The sequence below is a fragment of the Pseudoflavonifractor sp. HNCC25GI2 genome (assembly GCF_058136395.1).
On sequence record NZ_JBYUOW010000003.1, the window covers coordinates 238,015 to 257,549 of the forward strand.

Consider the following 19,535-nt stretch of genomic DNA (forward strand, 5'->3'; position numbering starts at 1 on the left):
CCTCACTGAATGGGAATAAACTGTTCCAGGTTGGCCAGCAAATGGCTGGCCGGGAGAGGGTGGCTGTCGGTAAGCCACCAGCGGATGAGGCCCAGCATGGCGCCGGTGTAGAAGTGGGCAGCCACCTGGGGATCCACCTGGGGCGATACGGAGCGGAACCGGGGCTCGGAGAGCAGGCGGCCCAGCTCCTGGGCGGCACACTCCTCCAGGGCGTGGACCTGTACGTCGGCTCCGCTGGTGATGCAGGCCAGGTACAGCTTCCGGTGGGCGTCAAAGAAGTCAAAGACATTCCGGGCCGCCGTCAGCAGGTATTCCCGCGGGCTGCGCTCCGGGTCGCGGGGCAGACAGGTGGAGATGCACTGCTGCTCCAGTCCCTCCAGCAGATAGCGCAGCAGCTCCTGCTTGTCGGTAAAGTGGGCGTAAAAGGTGGTGCGGTGGACCATGGCCCGGGCGCAGATGTCCACCACGGAGATGTCCGGAAAGGGCTTCTCCTCCATCAGGTGGGCCAGAGCCTCCACCAGCAGCTTGCGGGTTTTGCGCTGACGCAGATCCAAGTGTTCTTCCATGAGCTCTCCTCCAGAATGAAAGTGGAATGATCTTAGCATCAAAAACTACAAGTGTCAAGATAATATACAGATGTAGATTTAACAAAATGGAAGGAACCGGAAGCGCTCCTTTTGGCCCTCCCAGCAAAACCGCCCCGGAGCACAGAACTCTGGAGCGGAGAGCAGAAAATCCCCCGGCATGGACCCGTGATGCAGTCCATGCCGGGGGATTTTATAGATAGGGGAGATTACGCCGGTTCCTCGGCGAAGTTGCCGGTGTAGAGGCGGTAATAGGTGCCCTTCTTGGCGATAAGCTCGTCGTGGGTACCCCGCTCGATGATGCGGCCCTGATCCATGACCATGATGCAGTCGGCGTTGCGCACGGTGCTGAGGCGGTGGGCGATGACGAAGGTGGTCCGCCCGGTCATCAGGGCGTCCATGCCGTCCTGGACCAGCTTTTCCGTGCGGGTGTCGATGGAGGAGGTAGCCTCATCCAGAATGAGCACCGGGGGATCGGCCACGGCGGCCCGGGCGATAGCCAGCAGCTGCCGCTGGCCCTGGCTCAGGTTAGCGCCGTCGCCGGTGAGCATGGTGTCGTAGCCGTCAGGCAGGCGGCGGATGAAGCCGTCGGCGTTGGCCAGCTTGGCGGCGGCCATGCACTCCTCATCGGAGGCATTCAGGTTGCCGTAGCGGATGTTTTCCATGACCGTACCGGTAAAGAGGTGGGTGTCCTGAAGGACGATGCCCAGGGAACGGCGCAGGTCAGGCTTCTTAATCTTGTTGATGTTAATGCCGTCGTAGCGGATTTTGCCGTCGGCAATGTCGTAGAAGCGGTTTATAAGGTTGGTGATGGTGGTCTTGCCGGCACCGGTGGCGCCTACGAAGGCGATCTTCTGGCCGGGCTTGGCCCAGAGGCTGATGTTGTGGAGCACCAGCTTGTTTTCGTCGTAGCCGAAGTCCACGTCGTCAAAGACCACGCCGCCCTCCAGCTTGGTGTAGGTGATGGTGCCCTCCGCCTTGTGGGGGTGCTTCCAGGCCCAGACGTTGGTGCGCTCCGCACTCTCCACCATCTGGCCGTCAGCGGTCTCCTTGGCGTTGACCAGCTCCACGTAGCCGTTGTCCTCCTCAGGCACCTGATCCATGAGGTCGAAGACACGCTGGGCACCGGCGGCAGCGGTGACCACGAAGTTGACCTGCATGCTTACCTGGGAGATGGGGTTGGTGAAGCTCTTGTTCAGACCCACAAAAGTGATGACCGTGGCCAGATCCACGCCGGCCATGTTGTTGTTGATGGCCAGAATGGCGCCGACGATGGTTACCAGTGCATAGCTCAGCCAGCCGATGTTGGCGTTGATGGGCATAAGCAGGTTGGAGTAGCGGTTGGCCAGGTTGGCGCTCTGGCGCAGCTCCTCATTTACCTTGTGGAAGTCTGCCATGGCGGCGTCTTCATGGCAGAAAATCTTGACCACCTTTTGGCCGTCCAGCATCTCCTCAATGAAGCCGTCTACTTCGCCCAGAGCACGCTGCTGTTTGATAAAGTACCGGCCGGACAGGCGGGTGAAGTTTTTGGTGACGGCCAGCATGACCAGCGCGGTGAGGACCGAGATGACAGTGAGGGCGGGGCTGAGAATGAGCATGGTCACCAGTGTGGCGGCCATGGTGATGCCCGAGTTAATAATCTGAGGGATACTCTGGCTGATGAGCTGGCGCAGGGTGTCCACGTCGTTGGTGTAAACCGACATGATGTCACCGTGGGCGTGGGTGTCAAAGTACTTGATGGGCAGAGCCTCCATCTTGTGGAACAGGTCGTCACGCAGGCGGCGCAGGGTGCCTTGGCTGATGTTAACCATGATGCGGTTGTAGGCATAGGAAGCGATGACGCCCACGACCATGAAACAGCACAGCTGGATAACGTCCTGGAGCAGGCCGGAAAAGTCCTGAGAACCGTTTTCCAGCATGGGCTCCAGATAGTTGCGGATCAGGGTCTGGGGGAAGGTGGCTGATACCACGGTGCACACGGCAGAGACCAGGATGCACCCAATCACCAGGGCGAACAGGTATTTGTAATAATGAAGCATATAACGGAGGACCCGATTCAAAACCGCCGGGCCGTCTCCTTGTCTCATACGGGAATTCATGGGTTCAATCCTCCTCTCAAGCGGGCTGATCGAAGTCGCCGCCGCCCTTGACCTGGGACTCGTAGATCTCCTGGTAGATGGGGTTGGACTTCAGCAGATTTTCATGGGTGTCAAAGGCGTTGATGCGGCCGTTGTCCAGAACCAGAATGCGGTCGGCGCCCTCCACACTGGAGATCCGCTGGGCGATGATGATTTTAGTGGTTCCGGGAATCTTTTGGGCGAATGCGGCCCGGATTTTTGCGTCTGTGGCGGTGTCTACCGCGCTGGTGGAGTCGTCCAGAATGAGGACCTTGGGCTTTTTCAGCAGAGCCCGGGCAATGCACAGCCGCTGCTTCTGGCCGCCGGAGACGTTGTTTCCGCCCCGCTCGATGTGGGTGTGGTAGCCATCGGGCATGCGGTCAATAAACTCGTCGGCGCAGGCCGCCCGACAGGCCTCGACGCATTCCTCTTCGGTGGCATCGGGGTTGCCCCAGCGCAGGTTCTCCAGAATGGTGCCGGAGAAGAGGGTGTTTTTCTGCAGTACCACAGACACCTGGTTACGCAGGGATTCCATGTCGTACTGCCGCACGTCCACGCCGCCTACGCATACCGAGCCCTCATCCACGTCGTACAGTCGGCAGATGAGGTTGACCAGACTGCTCTTGCCCGAGCCAGTGCCGCCGATGACGCCAATGGTTTCGCCGGAGCGGATGTGCAGGTCGATGTCGGACAGGGCATTCTTGCCGCTGCCGTGCTTATAGGAGAAGCTCACGTGGTTGAAGTCGATGCTGCCGTTGGCCACGTCGTGAATGGGCTGCTCAGGGTTGTGCAGGTCAGGGGTTTCAGTAAGTACCTCCTGAATCCGGCGGATGCTGGCCGTGGACATGGAGATCATGACCACTACCATGGACAGCATCATCAGGCTCATGAGCAGAGACATGATGTAGCTGTATAAGCTGGTGAGGTCGGTGGTGGCCAGGGTGTGATCCACGACGATGAAGTGAGCGCCCAGCCAGGACACCATGATAATGCAGAAGTAGACGGCCAGCATCATGGCAGGGCCATTGAAAGCCAGAAGGCCTTCTGCCTTAACGAAAAGACGGTACAGGTTCTGGGAGGCGGAAGAGAACTTTTCGTTCTCATAGTCCTCCCGAACGAAGGCCTTAACCACCCGGATAGCGGAAATGTTTTCCTGGACGCTGGCGTTCAGATCGTCGTACTTCTGAAAGACCTGGTTAAAGATTTTCAGTGTCACCACCATGATGGCGCCGATAACCACCAGCAGAAAGGCCAAGGCGATGAGAAAGGTCAGGCTGAGCTTTACATTGATGATCATGCACATGGCAAAGCTGAAAATCAGGGTCAGGGGAGAGCGTACCGCAATGCGGATGACCATCATGAAGGCCTGCTGCACATTGGTGATGTCGGTGGTCATACGGGTTACCAGACCGGGGACGCTGAACTTGTCGATGTTGGAAAAGGAGAAGGTCTGGATGTTGGCATAGATGGCCTCCCGCAGATTAGCAGCCAGACCGGAGGAGGCACTGGCGGCAAAGCGGCCGGCGACCGCTCCGAAAATCAGACTGAGCAGTGCCATGACCACCAGAATGGCGCCGTAGCGGTACACTGCGGGCAGGTAGCCGGTTTCCAGACCTTCTGCCAGCAGACGGGCGGTAATAAAGGGGAGCAGGATTTCCATGATGACTTCCAGCGTCGTCAGGCCGATGCAGAAAAAGGTATCCCGCTTATACTGTTTGAGTTGTTGTAGGACTTTCTTCACAATCTTCACGCCTCCTGGAATCGTTTGGGGAATTGGTGTGTACGCACAGGTTCTGAATCATTTTTTTCTGCAGCCGGTCCAGCTCCTGCAGCTCCGCATCGGAAAAGCCCTCGTAGACCTGATCCCAGGCCTTGTGGACGGCCTGGTCCAGGAAGTGTCTCATCTGAGCTCCCTTTTCCGTGCCGAACAGAAGCTTGCGGCGCTCGTCGGTGGCACAGGGCTCCACCCGGACATAGCCTGCCTGGCGCAGCTGCTTGAGAATGCGGCATAGGGTGGCCTTGGAGAAGCCGAATTCCCGGTGTATGTCGGTCAGCGAGGTGCCCTTGGCAGAGTGGCTGAGAATAAAGAAAAGCATGTGTGCCTGCGATGCCGTCAGCCCCGCCTGGGACACCATCTGGTCGGTGAGCAGCTCCGTTCGAATGCTGATCCGCCGATTTTCCAGGGCCAGCGTTCGCCGGTCAGTTTTCACGTTGGTTCACCTCTTATTTTACATTGGTTCGAATGAGAACTGTTTTGTACGTTACTTTTTATAGCACAATCCCGCTTGCCTGTGAAATTCAAATGTGTTATCATCAATAAAAGAAATTTATTGTTTTATGTTGTTGCACAGAGACCGCAGAGACGGAAGGAGGCTTCTCCGTGAATACCACACAATTGGAATGTTTCATGGCAGTGGCAAACTTTTTGAATTTTTCACGGGCAGCGGAGCAGCTGCGAATAACCCAGCCGGCGGTGAGCCACCAGATTAACACACTGGAGGACGAACTGGGGACGAAGCTGTTTTTTCGGACCAGCAAGAACGTCCGCCTGACCCAGGCCGGGCACCTGTTCACCCAGTATGCCGGGGAAATTTTAAAGCTGACCGGCCTTTCCAAGGCGCGGGTGAGCGAGTGCCAGGAGACCATTCCTCAGCGGATGGGAATTGGCTGCCGGAATTTCCTGGAGCTTCGGCTGCTGCGGTCAGTGCTGGCTCCCATGCGCAAGGAAGTGCCCAAATTGCTGCCGGTGCTGCGGCTTATTCCCACAGCGGCGCTGGATCGCCTGCTGGAGGAGGACGACATTCAGGTGTTTTTCTCCTTGCAGGAGGCGGTGCCGAAGAAGATGGTTTACCGCGAGGTGGACCGCTGTCCGGTGGTTTGCATCTGCAGTAAGGAGCACCCGCTGGCCTCTTATGAGCAGCTCACCATCCAGCAGCTGCGGGAGGGAGGGCTGGTGGCTACCTGTCCGCCTCCCATCTATCCTCCGGCGCTGTTTTCGGTGCAGAACCAAGTCATCGGAGGACGGAGCCCGGAGCAGATGCTGTTCTGCGACAGTCTGGAGATCGTCCACGCACTGGTGGAGGCCGGATACGGCTTTGCGGTGATGCCAGACCTGGCCACGGCCCGTCTGCCCGGCCTGCGCTATATTCCCATTCCTGAATTTGAACCGCTCTCCTTTGGAGCGGTGTACCGCAGCGGTGGCCTGACTCCGGTGCTGCGCCTGTTTTTGTCTCAGCTGGAGGAGCAGGTAAAAGCGGGAAGAGAATAAAAAAACACCCTCCGGCAAGCTGAACGGCCGGAGGGTGTTTTTTATTTTAATAAGGTATAAACGGATGGTTACCGTACGTCGGATTCGTCGCCGGAAGCATGGGAGGTCCGCTTGCGGGAGATGCCTGAGGGGATGTGGGGGAGCTCTACGGAAAAAGTGATTTTGACCAGCCAGACGAAAAGCAGCAGAACCAGAATGGGAATGACGCAGGAGGTAACCAGCATCACGGCCAAAGCTTCCAGGAAATTGTTGACCATGTCGCCCACCTTGTCGGAGATACCGGAGGCGGCGCTGGAAATCCCGTCGGTGATTTTTCCAATCAGTCCGGCCAGGAAGCCCTCGTCCTCTCCAGCGCTGTTCTCTTCCGCGCTGCTTTCTACCTCGGCCGTGGTCTCCTTCGCCGTTTCCAGTGTAGAGCTAATGGAGGCACGGTAAGTGTCCTCAATGAGACCGGAGGCCTTAACGCTGACCGGAATGATGAGGACAATGGCGATGCCGAACAGGAGAAGCTTCCGGGCCATGGCAGCCAGAGAATCCCATTTTACGAAGAGACGGACGGTATACAGAATGCATGCGGCCGGGATCAGGAAGGTGAAGGCCGCATAGCCGGTGATAGTCAGCAGGTACTTTTCCAGATAGATGGCGCACAGTACCACCAGAAAGCCGGAGCTTAAATCAGCCAGTTTTTCTGCAATGGGGGTTGCCGCGTCGCCGGGCAGCAAGGTGATGGCGGCCGAGGCGGCGGTGGAGGCGGCAGTGAGCTCCAGCACGGTGCTCTGCTTTTCGTCCAGGGCGGCAATGGTTGCTTCGTGGAACTGGGGGGAGACGGCCACCTTTGTGATGACCAGTACGGAGAAGAGCGCAAAGAGAATCAGAAGTATGGCTGCGAGCAGCTGTTTGGAAGTACAAGTTTTCATTGGAATGTCCCTTTCTCAGCCGCGGAATGCCCGGAGCGTCGGAGCATAAATGCGGCGTATGTAGTCAGAATGTTTCTCGTGTGCTTGGCGCGTTCGGGGTGCGGAACATGTCGAAACCGGGCGAAGCGCCGCCCCCTATCATAGCACGCGGCTGACCGGTTGTCACCCGAAAGCGCGAGAAGAATCGACGAATTGGGGCGGGTGGCGCAGGAACTGGGATAACAGCCCTTCCAGTTCATGGAAAATGATGAATTGAGTAAGAACTATTTGTGAAATAGGTACAAATCTGCTATAATGAAAAAGAATAATTTGGCCGTGAATCGCCCAGAACGGGCGCCGGGACAGACTGCCCGGGAGGCACCTGCCCATGCCTGGAAAACGCTTCTTGTTGAAGAGAGCGGACCGTTTTCCACCGGCGGGACAAGCAGTCTGAATTCAGGTTTCCATCCAAGAAAGGACAGGTATCCCCGATGGCTGCAAAGACATTGTATACCGTAATTGTTGCCGATGATGAGGACGAGCTGAGAGAGGCCGTCTGCACCATGATCCCCTGGGAGGACTATGGGTTCCGTTTGGTGGGGGACGCCAGCAATGGGCTGGACGCGCTGCAGCTGGTGGAAAAGCATGAGCCGGATCTGCTGATGACCGACATCCGCATGCCCTTTATTTCGGGCATCGAGCTGGCCCGGCAGGTGCGGGAGATTCGTCCTGCCACCAACATTGCCTTTCTCAGCGGCTATGACAGCTTTGAATATGCCAAGCAGGCCATCCAGTACAATATTATCAGCTACATGCTCAAGCCGCTGACCATGGAGGGCCTGGGAGCAGAGCTGCGCGCCATCCGGCAGAAGATCGACGACCAGTTTGCCCGGTTCCGTCAGACGGTGCCCCGGAGTGACCGTCCGGATCTGCGGACAGCCATGCTGATGCCTCTGGTGCTGGACGACTACGCCGAGCCGGAGGAGGAGGCACAGCTGGAGGAGTACGGCCGGCAGTGCGGCCTGCTGCGGGACGTGGATGATCGGCCTTACTATACCGTGATGGTCTCTGCGGTGCTGAGTGAGGAAGGAAACAGCTGCACTACCCCCGCCTTTGTGGCGTCAGTGGACACATTGGCTGCCAAGTACCTCCGGGCGGTCAGCTTTTTTGCCTCGGGCAAGGTGGTTACCATCCTGCTGGGCAACCGGTCCGATTTTGAGGAGTACCTGCATATTCTGGCCGACGAGATTCCGCAGATGACCCAGCGTGTGCTGGGCAAGCGCTGCCGCATCGGCGTCAGCCGGGTGACGCGTACCCTGACCGGACTGCATGCTGCCTACCGGGAGGCGATGGAGGCCCTGCGTCAGAGCGACGGGACCGAGGGCAGCGCCCGGTTTGTCAGTGACCTGGAGCCCTCGGTCAAGGGAGGAAGCCTGCTGTGCAAGCGGGCCCTGGACACTCTGGACCAGCACTACATGGACGCCGATCTCTCCCTGGTCTCCCTCAGCGGCATGCTGGATGTGAGCCCCAACCATCTCAGCGCCTGCATCAAGAAGTATGCCGGTGAGACGTTTATCAATATTCTCATCCGCAAGCGGATGGAGGCGGCCCGGGAACTGTTGGCTGACTCCTCGCTGAAAATTCAGGACGTCTCCCAGCGGTGCGGCTATACCGACCAGCACTATTTCAGCTACTGCTTTAAAAAATACTGCGGAGAATCTCCCAACGCCATGCGCCGCAGACTGGAACTGGAAAAGGCGGGTGGAGCCGGTTGAAAAACAGAGGTTCGCGTCCAGGCCTGCGCATTACGGTGATTCTGGTCTCCATGGTTGTGGGTGTGGTGACGATTATTTTGTTTTGCTGCATCCTGCTGTTCCTGAGCCGCTACCGCAGCGCCATCGTGCAGAATGCCCGGACCAGCAGTGCCCAGGCTGTCTCCCAGGTGTCCAATACGGTGAGCAACTATCTTCAGGACATGGATCAGGCCATGGAACTGGTGGAGCAGTCCATGACGGAGAGTGCGGAAAGCCGGGATGAGCTGCTGGCTGCCTTTTTGAAGTTCCGCCCCGATGTGGTGGCGGTGACCAGCTACTCGTCCGACGGTGTCCTGCTGGATTGCTGGGCGCCCGGCCGGGAGCCCCGGGAGGAGATCTATCAGAATCTCTCCTTTAACTTGGAGCAGGCCAGAGCCACAGGGGAGCCCTATATGACGGCCCCTCATGTGGAGACTATTTTTGAGAGCTACTACCCCTGGGTGGTGACCATGACCGCGCCTCTGGAACCGGGAGGGGAAGCCGCCTGGGTGTCCCTGGATCTGAGCTTTTCCAGCATTTCCAGCTACATCAATAACGTCAGTATCGGTCAGCGGGGCTACTGCTTCCTGATGGATGGAGAGGGCAACATTGTCTATCACCCCCAGCAGCAGCTCATTTACTCTGGTCTGAAGTCGGAGAATACCGCAGCGCTGGCCGCTCTGGAGGATGACGTCTACGTGGATGACACGGTAATCTACTGTGTCACCAGCGTGGAGGGAAGCGACTGGCGGGCGGTCGGCGTCAGCTACGTGGATGAGCTGGTTAACCGCAACGTCAGCGATATGATTCGGCTGACCTGTGTGCTGGCGGTGGTGGTGCTGGTGGCGGCCCTGCTGGCCAGCTGGCTGCTCACCCGTATGCTGGGGCGGCCCCTGCGGGGGTTGGCCTCGGCCATGGAGAACTTTGAAGCGGATGCCGACCACTTCACTTACCGGCCGGTGGGAGGCACCCGGGAGGTGCAGGAGCTCTCGGATTCCTTCGGCCACATGGTGGTGCAGATCCAGCAGCTCATGTCCACCGTGCGGGAAGAGGAAATCAACCTGCGCAAGACGGAACTGAAGGCTCTCCAGGCCCAGATCAACCCCCACTTCCTCTATAATACCCTGGACTCCATCGCCTGGATGTGTGAGCAGGGGCGCAACGCAGATGCGGTCAAGATGGTTCATGCGCTGGCGCGGCTGTTCCGCATCAGCATCAGCAAGGGCCACGAGCTCATTCCCATTGCCAAGGAGATTGAGCACGCCGAGAGCTATCTGCAGATTCAGAAATACCGCTATAAAAATCAATTTACCTATGACTTCGAGGTGGATCCAGATTGCCTGGACTACTATTGCAATAAGATCACGCTGCAGCCCATCATTGAAAATGCCATCAACCACGGATTGGATCTCATGGTGGATGAGGGGCACATTCAGGTAAAGGTGGGCCAGGACGGCGACGACATTGTGTTCTGTGTTCAGGACAACGGCGTGGGCATGAGCGAGGAGCAGATCGAGTCCATCATGCGCCATGGGCCCAAGGACCGCACCGGCATCGGAATCAAGAATGTCAATGACCGGCTGAAGATTTACTTTGGCAAGGAGTACGGCCTGCACATTACCAGTGAGCTGGATGTGGGCACCTGCGTGGAGATCCGCATGCCGAAAATCCGGGAGGGAGACTATGAGACGAAATAGATGGGGGGGCCTGGCTGCGGCTGTCCTGATGGTAATGGGACTGTGCAGCTGTGCTGCGGGTACGACCACCTCCACCCAACATTCGGTGGCCCTGGTGGCCAAGTCCACCCAGACGGAGTTCTGGCTCTCGGTGTTTGCGGGGGCGGAGGCGGCAGCCACGGAGTACAATGTCAAGCTGACCATCGTGGGCCCGGAGACGGAGGAGGACTACGAGACCCAAAACCGGATGGTGGCCCAGGCTGTGGCAGACGGTGCCGAGGCGCTGGTCTTTTCTGCCATTGACTACGAGAACAACGCGGTGGCCATTGACGATGCAGCGGGCCAGGGTGTCCGGATCGTAGCCATTGACAGCAACGTGGATTCCTCCGCAGTGAGTACCTACATCGGTACGGATAACTACGCCGCCGGACAGATGGCTGCCCGGGCGGCCCTGGAACGGGTGGAGGGTGAGCTGAAGGTAGGGATTATCAACTACGACATCAGCAGTGCCAACGGACAGGAGCGGCAGCGGGGTGCGGCCGACATCTTTCAGGAGAGCGGACGGGCGGAGCTGGTTGCAGTGATCAACACGCTGGCAGAGGCGGGACAGGCGCAGGAGGACACTGCGGCGCTGCTGAAGAAGTACCCAGAGATCAATGTACTGCTGGCCTTCAATGAGCCAACCAGCGTGGGAGCCGCGGAAGCGGTGGAGAACCTGGGCCTCTCCGAACAGGTCTTTCTGGTGGGATTTGACTCCAACGTCATAACCATCGACGGACTGCAGGAGGGATCGGTGGATGCACTGGTTGTGCAGAATCCCTATGCCATGGGCTACCTGGGGGTGGAGAGCGCCTACAAGCTTTTGTCGGGGCAGAGCGGGGAGCTGGAGCAGACGGTGGACACCTCCACGCAGATTGTGGATCGGGAAAACCTCTTTTCCAGTGACAGTCAGAAGGCGTTATTCGCCTTTGAACAACGCAAGAATTGAGTATTTTCGACAAAAAATACTATTGCGTTTTTTGCAGGTTGTTATATTCACATAATTTTTTGCCCTTCTTTCGGTGAATTTTCACCTTGTTTTTCCTTGCCTTTTCCACTAACATTAAAAGTGCCAGATGGGGTTTGCATGTTTTTTATGGGAGCCCCATTAAATTGTAAGGCAAAGGAGAATAGTTATGAAAAAAGCACTTGCACTTGCCCTGGCAGCTGCCCTGTCCTTGAGCCTGGTGGCCTGCTCCTCCAGCAACGGCGGAAGCTCCACTTCCGGATCCAGCGCTGGCAGCAACACCTCCGCTGACAGCTCCAGCACTAAGGTGGCCAACAAGGACAAGCCCCTTGTCTGGTTCAACCGTCAGCCCTCCAACAGCTCCACCGGCGAGCTGGATATGACCGCTCTGAGCTTCAACGAGGACACCTACTATGTGGGCTTCGACGCCAACCAGGGCGCTGAGCTCCAGGGCACCATGGTTGTGGATTACATCACCAAGGCCATCGAGGCCGGCACCAAGATTGACCGCAATGGCGACGGCGTCATCGGCTACGTCCTGGCCATCGGCGACATCGGCCACAACGACTCCATCGCCCGTACCCGCGGCGTCCGTTCCGCTCTGGGCACCGCCGTTGAGAAGGACGGCGCTGTCGACAGCACTCCTGTTGGCACCAACGTGGACGGCAAGTCCACCTTCGTGAAGGACGGCGAGCTGACCATCGGCGGCACCACCTATGTTGTCCGTGAGCTGGCCTCTCAGGAGATGAAGAACTCCGCCGGCGCCACTTGGGACGCCTCCACCGCCGGCAACGCCATCAACACCTGGTCCGCCTCCTTCGGCGATCAGATCGACATCGTGGTTTCCAACAACGACGGCATGGGCATGGCTATGTTCAACGCTTGGTCCCAGGCCAACGGTGTTCCCACCTTCGGTTATGACGCCAACTCCGACGCCGTTGCTGCTATCGCCAACGGTTACGGCGGCACCATCAGCCAGCACGCTGACGTTCAGGCTTACCTGACCCTGCGTGTGCTCCGCAACGCTCTGGACGGCGTGGACATCGACACCGGTATCGGCACCGCCGACGAGGCTGGCAATGTCCTGAGCTCCGACGTGTTCCGCTATGACGAGGCTACCCGTTCCTACTACGCTCTGAACGTGGCTGTCACCGCTGAGAACTATCAGGACTTCACCGACTCCACCGTGACCTACGCTCCTGTTTCCTACCAGCTGGACGCCGCCGAGCACCCCACCAAGAACGTGTGGCTGAACATCTACAACTCCGCTGATAACTTCCTAAGCTCCACTTATCAGCCCCTGCTGCAGAACTACGACGATCTGCTGAACCTGAAGGTTGACTACATCGGCGGCGACGGCCAGACCGAGGGCAACATCACCAACCGCCTGACCAATCTGGAGACCTACGACGCCTTCGCCATCAACATGGTGAAGACCGACAACGCCGCCTCCTACACCGGCATCCTGGCTCAGTAATCTGACCGATGCGGCGAACTGGCGTAAATCCAATTTGATGAACAAGAAGTAACAGTTTGCCATTGGGGAGAAGGGATTCTCCGTCCGGGAGAACAACCTCTCCGCACGGAAGAAGAACTTCTCCCCAATGACGATTTTAGTAAATCCGGCAGAATTCGAGTTTTGCTGAAACTGTGCACATGCATGAACGGGAGTAACGAGAATGGCAGATGCGAGAGATGATATTGTCCTGTCCATACAGGGGATGAGCAAGTCCTTCGGCCGAAACCGGGTGCTTGATCATATCAATCTGGACGTGAAGCGCGGAACTGTCATGGGACTGATGGGCGAGAACGGCGCCGGTAAGTCCACAATGATGAAGTGTCTGTTCGGCACCTACCAGAAGGACGAGGGAAAAATTTACTTAAACGGAAAAGAAATCAGCTTTTCCGGTCCGAAGGACGCCCTGGAAAACGGAATTGCTATGGTGCACCAGGAGCTGAACCAGTGTCTGGAACGGAACGTCATCGACAACCTGTTCCTGGGCCGCTATCCCACCAATTCCCTGGGCGTTATTGATGAGAATTCCATGAAGAAGAAGGCCTCTGAGCTGTTCCGTAAGCTGGGTATGACGGTCAATCTGACACAGCCCATGCGGAACATGTCCGTGTCTCAGCGGCAGATGTGTGAAATTGCCAAGGCAATTTCCTATAATTCCCAGGTAATCGTCCTGGACGAGCCCACCTCCTCCCTGACGGTGCAGGAGGTTGACAAGCTCTTTGAAATGATGCGGATGCTGAAGGAGCAAGGCATTGCTCTGATCTACATCTCGCATAAGATGGACGAGATTTTTGAAATTTGCGACGAAATTTCGGTTCTTCGTGACGGCAATCTGGTCATGACCAAGAGCGCCAAAGAGACCAACATGAACGAGCTGATTGCAGCCATGGTCGGACGCTCTTTGGAAAGCCGTTTCCCGCCGGTGGACAACACCCCCGGGGATACCATTTTGTCCGTCCAGCACCTTTCCACCAAATATGCCCCGTACCTCCAGGATGTCTCCTTCGATGTGAAGGAGGGCGAAATCTTCGGCCTCTACGGCCTGGTGGGCGCCGGGCGCACCGAGCTGTTGGAGACTATCTTTGGTGTCCGCACCAGAGCGGCGGGCCGTGTTTATTTCAAGGGCCGGCTGATGAACTTCAACAACGCCAAAGAAGCCATTGAGCATGGCTTTGCCATGATTACGGAGGAACGCAAGGCCAACGGTCTGTTCCTGAAGTGCGACCTTACGTTCAATACCACCATCGCCAACCTGAATCAGTATAAGTCCGGACCGGCTCTGTCCAACCCCAAGATGGTCAAGGCCACCAACAAGGAGATCAAGATCATGCACACCAAGTGCATGGGCCCGGACGATATGATCGCCAGCCTCTCCGGCGGAAACCAGCAGAAGGTCATCTTCGGAAAATGGCTGGAGCGGGAACCCCAGATCTTTATGATGGACGAACCGACCCGCGGTATCGACGTGGGTGCCAAGTACGAGATCTACGAGCTGATCATCAACATGGCAAAGCAGGGGAAGACCGTAATCGTGGTTTCCTCTGAGATGCCGGAAATTCTGGGTATCACCAACCGCATTGGCGTAATGTCCAACGGACATCTGTCCGGAATTGTGAATACCAAAGAGACCAATCAGGAAGAGCTTTTGCGGTTAAGCGCAAAATACCTGTAAGTGTAGTGGGAGAAATTGCTTATGGTGACGGAAAATACGAAAATTCTTACGGCTGAGCAGGAAGCAAAGCTTCTTCAGCCCATCGACGAGTATGTCGGCGATATCCAGGCGAAAATCAATGAACTGCGCGCGGACGGCACGGATCGGGTCATCGAGATTCAGAGCAACCTCGACAACCTGAAGCGGGACCGCATCTACACCCAGGAGGAGAAGGCAGCCCGCAGCGCTCAGCTGTCCAAGGAGCTGGAGCAGGCCAAGGCCGTGGAGAACCAGCACAAGGACGAGGTTTCCAAGCTGATTGGTGAGGCTGAGCAGTACCTGAAGGCGCACTACAACACCGATTATTACCAGGCGGTGGTGGCCAGCTGCAAGGAGGAAAAGGCTGCAGCTCAGGTGAAGTACCGCCAGGCCGTGGAAGATCTCCAGAAGGAGCATCAGGCCACGGTTGCCAAGCTGAGCGACGCTCAGGAGATCAAGGACGAGAAGTACGTCCACAAGAATCGTCTCTTTGACGCCAAGATGCAGCTGGCCAAGGACCTGCAGGCCGTGAAGGATCGGCAGCACGCTGCCTTTGATCACAAGTATCACCTCATCGACCTGCTGCGCATGTCCCGGTTTACCTTCGGCGAGTCCATGGCCCAGCGGTGGGAGAACTACAAGTACACCTTTAACCGCCGGGACTTCTTCCTGAAGAACGGTCTGTACCTGGCCATCATCGTTGTCTTTGTGGCCCTTTGTATTATCACCCCCGTGGTGAAGGGTACCCAGCTGCTGACGGTGGACAACGTACTGAACATCCTTCAGCAGGCTTCTCCCCGTATGTTCCTGGCTTTGGGCGTGGCCGGCCTCATCCTGCTGGCCGGCACCGACCTGTCCATCGGACGTATGGTTGGTATGGGCATGACCACAGCTACCATTATCATGCACCAGGGTATCAACACCGGCGGCGTGTTCGGTCATATCTTTGACTTTACCGGCATGCCCGTCCTGGCACGGGTGTTCCTGGCACTGCTGGTTTGTATCGTTCTTTGTACCTTCTTTACCACCATTGCAGGCTTCTTTACGGCCAAGTTTAAAATGCACCCCTTCATTTCCACCATGGCCAACATGCTGGTTATCTTCGGTCTGGTGACTTACTCCACCAAGGGTGTTTCCTTTGGTTCCATTGATTCCACCATTCCCGGTATGATTATCCCCCGCATCGGAAAGTTCCCCACTATCATTCTGTGGGCCGTGGCGGCAGTGGTCATTGTTTGGTTCATCTGGAACAAGACTACCTTTGGTAAGAATCTGTACGCCGTGGGCGGCAACCCCGAGGCCGCCGCTGTCTCCGGTATCTCCGTGTTCTGGGTGACCGTGGGCGCCTTCATTCTGGCTGGTATCCTGTACGGCTTCGGCTCCTGGCTGGAGTGTATCCGCATGTTCGGTTCCGGCTCCGCCGCTTATGGCCAGGGCTGGGAGATGGACGCCATTGCCGCCTGCGTGGTCGGTGGTGTCTCCTTCACCGGTGGTATCGGTAAGATCTCCGGCGTTGTAGTGGGCGTGTTTATCTTCACCGCCCTGACTTACTCCCTGACTGTTCTGGGTATTGACGCTAACCTCCAGTTCGTTATCTCCGGCATTATCATTCTGGTGGCTGTTACCCTCGACTGTCTGAAGTACGTCCAGAAGAAGTAAGAGACAAAGGTCCGGCTGAGCCCGGAACCGTGTCTAACCTTGCAATTCCCCAAAGCCCCCGCAAGGCAGAACCTCTGTATCTGCCTTGCGGGGGCTTTTTTGCGCGGGAATACACAGGCCCATGACACCACGAAAGAAGGAGGGATGATCAGAGGATGGTATGGAGCTTAAGAGAAATTTAAGGGAATCTTTCTTGCTTTTGTGACGGGGCGTTGCTATACTGCCAATCATCAGACGAAAGACAATGAGGAAACGACTTATGAACTTCACTTGCCGGAGTCTATATCGTCAGAAGGAACTGACGGCCCTGTCGCGGGCACTGCGGAAAACCGTCCGGAAAAAATCACACCGGAAATTTCAAATCTACGGCTGGCTGAGTATTGGCCTGGGAATCTTCGTGGTGCTTTCCACCAGGCATGTATGGGTGAGATGGCTGGATAGCGCCGTCATAATCATGATGTTGGCGGTTTTCCTTTGGGGAGATGCGATCGATGGCTTCTTTGCCCGAAAGATGGCGCCAAAGGGAACGGAGGCGGTGACGCTGTCCTTTTCTCCGGAAGGCTATACCGTGGACAACGGGAGTTCAGTAACCCGGTGGAGCTACGAGCAGGTCCTGGCCCTGGCAGAGACCCGGGAGTATATCCTTCTGATTCTGGGAAACCGAGAAGGCGAAATTTGTGAAAAGGCTGGTCTGCAGGGCGGCACGCCCGAGGAGTTCCGAAGATTTTTGGCCGGAAGGACGCAAAAAGAAATCCTGTATATCGGGAGGTAAGCTGATATGAAGCGAGGAAAGAAAGCTTTGTTACTGGGCATTGCAGCCCTTTTTGTGGGAGGCGCGGCCTATAAGCGGATCATCCGGATGCCGTGGCAGGAATATACCCAGTATGCCCGTCGGATGGCAGAGCTGGACGATGCCATTGCCCGCAATGAGCTGGAAGGAAACCGAATCGATGGGAAAATCATCGTTTTCCCGCCGAAGTCGGAGTCGGTGGAGGAGCGCTACCATTTCTTCCTGAAGCTGAACCGGCGGAAGAGCCGGACTGCCATCCACAGCGAGATTGAGCGGATGGAGCAGCGTCTGGAGGAGTCCAGACAGTATGAGAACGCACCCAAAGAAGACCTGGAGGTCGTTTGGGTCCGTCCGGAACAGACGGAGTCCGAGCAGTAAGGGGAGTGCCATGAAAAAGTATCTCTATCCCGCGAAGCTAATCTGTGCGGCGCTGGGCCTTGCGATTTTGTTGGTGGTGATAGGCTCAGGTGCAAGCTATCCAAGCCCTGTGTTCCGAATCGGAGCTCCTTTGGCGATGGGGTTGATTGCTCTGGCGCTGCTGCTGATGATAGCCGATTGGGCATGTGAACTGCGGGACGCAGTCCGACAGCGACAGTCCATGGAAGTCCTGGGTTTGCTGCTGGGTGCCGCTGTTATGATAGGAATTTTTGTGTTCCGCCGGTAAGCGGAACGGGTTGAAAAGAACCAGGAACCGGCGTCTCACCGGAGACGCCGGTTCCTGTTGTTTTGTTCGATATAACGCGCACGGAAACCATTGGGGCGGTGGATTATAGCTGCAATCCCCGGTACCGGTTCAGGCAGGCGAGCATTTCCTGCTTCCTGGGCCGGGCCAGAAAGGATACTGCGGATGGGGTGTCGCAGAGGGCAGACAGGGTATGCTCCTCGATGAGGGAGTCCAGAGCCTCTGCAATCTGGCGCAGGTCCCGCGTTCCGTTCAGCAGATGTCTCTGGGCATAGAGTACGCAGCAGCCCAGGGCGGAGACCTGCTCACTGTCGGTCAGCTGCTCCACATTTCTTAAATCGATGGTTTCCCGGTTTATGGATATTCCATCCCGACCCATCGTTTTGAGCTTGACCCGGTCACCGCTGCGGAATTCCCGCGAAGGTCTGGGGCAGCGGTGGAACTCCGGCTTTTTGGCAGGGAGGGGAGGCTGGCCCTGGAGTGGGAAGGCGTCGGCCTCCTGTTTGGCCAGAGCGGTAATATCCCGGGGGATGTACCGGTCCATCTGAATGATGTGGTCGGCAATGTGGAAGTAAGACCCGGAGCTCCCGGCGACAAGGATTGTGGAGATGCCGTAGGTGTCATAGAGCTCCCGGACCCGGTCAAGGAAGGGCGTAATGGGTTCCATGTCCCGGTGGATGACCCGCTGCATCAGCTCGTCCCGGACCATAAAGTTGGTGGCACTGGTGTCCTCGTCCATGAGCAGCAGGGAGGTACCGGCCTCCATGCTCTCCACCACATTGGCCGCCTGAGAGGTACTGCCGCTGGCGTCCTCAGTGCTGAAATGGACGGTGTCTTTGCCGTTTGGCAGGTTGTTGATGAACATGGAGATGTCCGTGCGCCGGATGCTCCGCCCGTCCTCCGCCCGGATTTTTACTGCGGAAGCATCTGTGATTACATATTCCCGGCCGTCGCCTGCGATGTGGTTGTAGACACCCAGCTCCAAAGCCTTGAGGAGGGTGGACTTGCCGTGGTAGCCGCCGCCTACAATCAGGGTGATGCCCTTGGGAATGCCCATGCCGGTGAGCTTCCCGCGGTGGGGGAGCTCCAGCGTCACAGCCAGCTCCTTGGGGGACTGAAAGGGGACAGCATCTTTCATAGGCAGCGAGGAGACGCCGGAGGCGCGGGGAAGGATGCTCCCATCGGCTACAAAGGCGCACAGCCCCAGACGGGGAAGGGCAGAGCGGATATAGGCCTGATCCTCAGCCAGGTCGGCAATGGCCTGCAGCTGACGGCCATCCAGGTTCCGGTAAAACAGGGCGGACTCCACGCACCGGGGGAGCAGGTCGAAGAGAATCTTTTCCAATTCTCTGGCGTTGATGGTCCGGCCGTTGGCAGGGAAGCCCACCTCGAGACGCAAAAGGAGGTCGCCGCTCCGGGGATCCAGCTGGCAGGCGGTGCGCTCCAGAATCTGCGGGCCACAGCGGCTGATGGAAATGAGTCCGCTGTGCCCGGAGCCCTTGGCCTGGAAGGAGGCCTGGCCCGCCAGACGTCCGAACCGACGGGTCAGGGCGTCCTGCAGGGCGATGCGCTGACCGCGTGTCTCATAGAGTGCCTTGGGAAATCCTGCCTCGCTGCCCTTGACATGGATGCTCACCTTGGAGGGAGCGGCAAAGGGATCGCCCTGGACGTGGTCGATGGACAGAATATAGTTCGGGAACCGATAGCACCCCCTGGTGTCTTTGTAAGCGGAGTAGCTTCTCCGGTCAATCCGGGCGAGCAGATTTTGTAAATCAGATGCGGTCTGCATGGTAATTGCTCCTTCGGCTGCCGGGATCCACCCCTTTGTGATACAGGGGGACCAACAGCCCAGATATTT

The 19,535-nt window shown here is 57.4% G+C and carries 16 protein-coding genes; 10 read left to right on the top strand and 6 right to left on the bottom strand.

Annotation, left to right across the window (positions count from 1 at the left end; translation table 11 throughout):
• Positions 1 to 2 precede the first annotated feature (2 nt).
• The 4 genes from AC3YUO_RS06020 to AC3YUO_RS06035 all read right to left on the bottom strand — a co-directional run bounded on the left by AC3YUO_RS06020 (position 3) and on the right by AC3YUO_RS06035 (position 4,911).
• Positions 3 to 566, bottom strand: a complete 564-nt coding sequence (locus AC3YUO_RS06020) for a TetR/AcrR family transcriptional regulator (protein WP_489962126.1) — start codon at positions 564 to 566, stop codon at positions 3 to 5.
• 227 nt (positions 567 to 793) lie between these two features.
• Positions 794 to 2,683 (bottom strand): ABC transporter ATP-binding protein, encoded by a 1,890-nt coding sequence (locus AC3YUO_RS06025; protein WP_489962127.1) that lies wholly within the window; start codon positions 2,681 to 2,683, stop codon positions 794 to 796.
• A 16-nt stretch (positions 2,684 to 2,699) separates the two neighbouring features.
• Positions 2,700 to 4,442 carry an ABC transporter ATP-binding protein gene (locus AC3YUO_RS06030; protein WP_489962128.1) on the bottom strand — a complete coding sequence of 581 codons (1,743 nt, stop codon included), beginning with the start codon at positions 4,440 to 4,442 and terminating at the stop codon, positions 2,700 to 2,702.
• Positions 4,408 to 4,911: a MarR family winged helix-turn-helix transcriptional regulator gene (locus AC3YUO_RS06035; RefSeq protein ID WP_489962129.1), complete on the bottom strand. Its 504-nt coding sequence runs from the start codon at positions 4,909 to 4,911 to the stop codon at positions 4,408 to 4,410. Before AC3YUO_RS06035 ends, AC3YUO_RS06030 begins: the two co-directional genes overlap by 35 nt.
• Positions 4,912 to 5,081: 170 nt before the next feature.
• Here AC3YUO_RS06035 and AC3YUO_RS06040 point away from each other — a divergent pair, with 170 nt between their 5' ends.
• A complete protein-coding gene (locus tag AC3YUO_RS06040; protein ID WP_489962130.1) occupies positions 5,082 to 5,969 on the top strand; it encodes a LysR family transcriptional regulator in 888 nt (295 codons plus the stop codon).
• Positions 5,970 to 6,037: 68 nt separating this feature from the next.
• On the opposite strand, the gene AC3YUO_RS06045 is transcribed toward AC3YUO_RS06040, so the two are convergent.
• Positions 6,038 to 6,886, bottom strand: coding sequence for a hypothetical protein (locus tag AC3YUO_RS06045; RefSeq protein WP_489962131.1), 849 nt, complete (start codon positions 6,884 to 6,886; stop codon positions 6,038 to 6,040).
• A 485-nt stretch (positions 6,887 to 7,371) separates the two neighbouring features.
• Here AC3YUO_RS06045 and AC3YUO_RS06050 point away from each other — a divergent pair, with 485 nt between their 5' ends.
• The 9 genes from AC3YUO_RS06050 to AC3YUO_RS06090 all read left to right on the top strand — a co-directional run bounded on the left by AC3YUO_RS06050 (position 7,372) and on the right by AC3YUO_RS06090 (position 17,659).
• On the top strand, positions 7,372 to 8,640 hold the full coding sequence (locus AC3YUO_RS06050; RefSeq protein ID WP_489962132.1) for a response regulator: 1,269 nt from the start codon (positions 7,372 to 7,374) through the stop codon (positions 8,638 to 8,640).
• Between the two features lie 35 nt (positions 8,641 to 8,675).
• Entirely contained in the window at positions 8,676 to 10,355 is a 1,680-nt protein-coding gene (locus AC3YUO_RS06055) for a cache domain-containing sensor histidine kinase (protein WP_489962133.1), read from the top strand.
• Entirely contained in the window at positions 10,342 to 11,322 is a 981-nt protein-coding gene (locus AC3YUO_RS06060; RefSeq protein WP_489962134.1) for a substrate-binding domain-containing protein, read from the top strand. Before AC3YUO_RS06055 ends, AC3YUO_RS06060 begins: the two co-directional genes overlap by 14 nt.
• A gap of 187 nt (positions 11,323 to 11,509) precedes the next feature.
• A complete protein-coding gene (locus AC3YUO_RS06065; RefSeq protein ID WP_489962135.1) occupies positions 11,510 to 12,817 on the top strand; it encodes a substrate-binding domain-containing protein in 1,308 nt (435 codons plus the stop codon).
• A gap of 202 nt (positions 12,818 to 13,019) precedes the next feature.
• A complete protein-coding gene (locus AC3YUO_RS06070) occupies positions 13,020 to 14,528 on the top strand; it encodes a sugar ABC transporter ATP-binding protein (RefSeq protein WP_489962136.1) in 1,509 nt (502 codons plus the stop codon).
• 21 nt (positions 14,529 to 14,549) lie between these two features.
• Complete coding sequence (locus AC3YUO_RS06075) at positions 14,550 to 16,205, top strand: galactose/methyl galactoside ABC transporter permease MglC (protein WP_489962137.1); 1,656 nt, start codon at positions 14,550 to 14,552, stop codon at positions 16,203 to 16,205.
• A 259-nt stretch (positions 16,206 to 16,464) separates the two neighbouring features.
• The gene (locus AC3YUO_RS06080) at positions 16,465 to 16,977 is read left to right on the top strand and encodes a YcxB family protein (RefSeq protein ID WP_489962138.1); all 513 of its coding nucleotides are present in this window, start codon (positions 16,465 to 16,467) and stop codon (positions 16,975 to 16,977) included.
• 6 nt (positions 16,978 to 16,983) lie between these two features.
• Positions 16,984 to 17,373, top strand: coding sequence for a hypothetical protein (locus AC3YUO_RS06085; RefSeq protein ID WP_489962139.1), 390 nt, complete (start codon positions 16,984 to 16,986; stop codon positions 17,371 to 17,373).
• 10 nt (positions 17,374 to 17,383) lie between these two features.
• Positions 17,384 to 17,659: a hypothetical protein gene (locus AC3YUO_RS06090; RefSeq protein WP_489962140.1), complete on the top strand. Its 276-nt coding sequence runs from the start codon at positions 17,384 to 17,386 to the stop codon at positions 17,657 to 17,659.
• Between the two features lie 103 nt (positions 17,660 to 17,762).
• Here AC3YUO_RS06090 and AC3YUO_RS06095 read toward each other — a convergent pair whose 3' ends face one another.
• Positions 17,763 to 19,466 carry an ABC-ATPase domain-containing protein gene (locus AC3YUO_RS06095; protein WP_489962141.1) on the bottom strand — a complete coding sequence of 568 codons (1,704 nt, stop codon included), beginning with the start codon at positions 19,464 to 19,466 and terminating at the stop codon, positions 17,763 to 17,765.
• Positions 19,467 to 19,535: the final 69 nt, after the last annotated feature.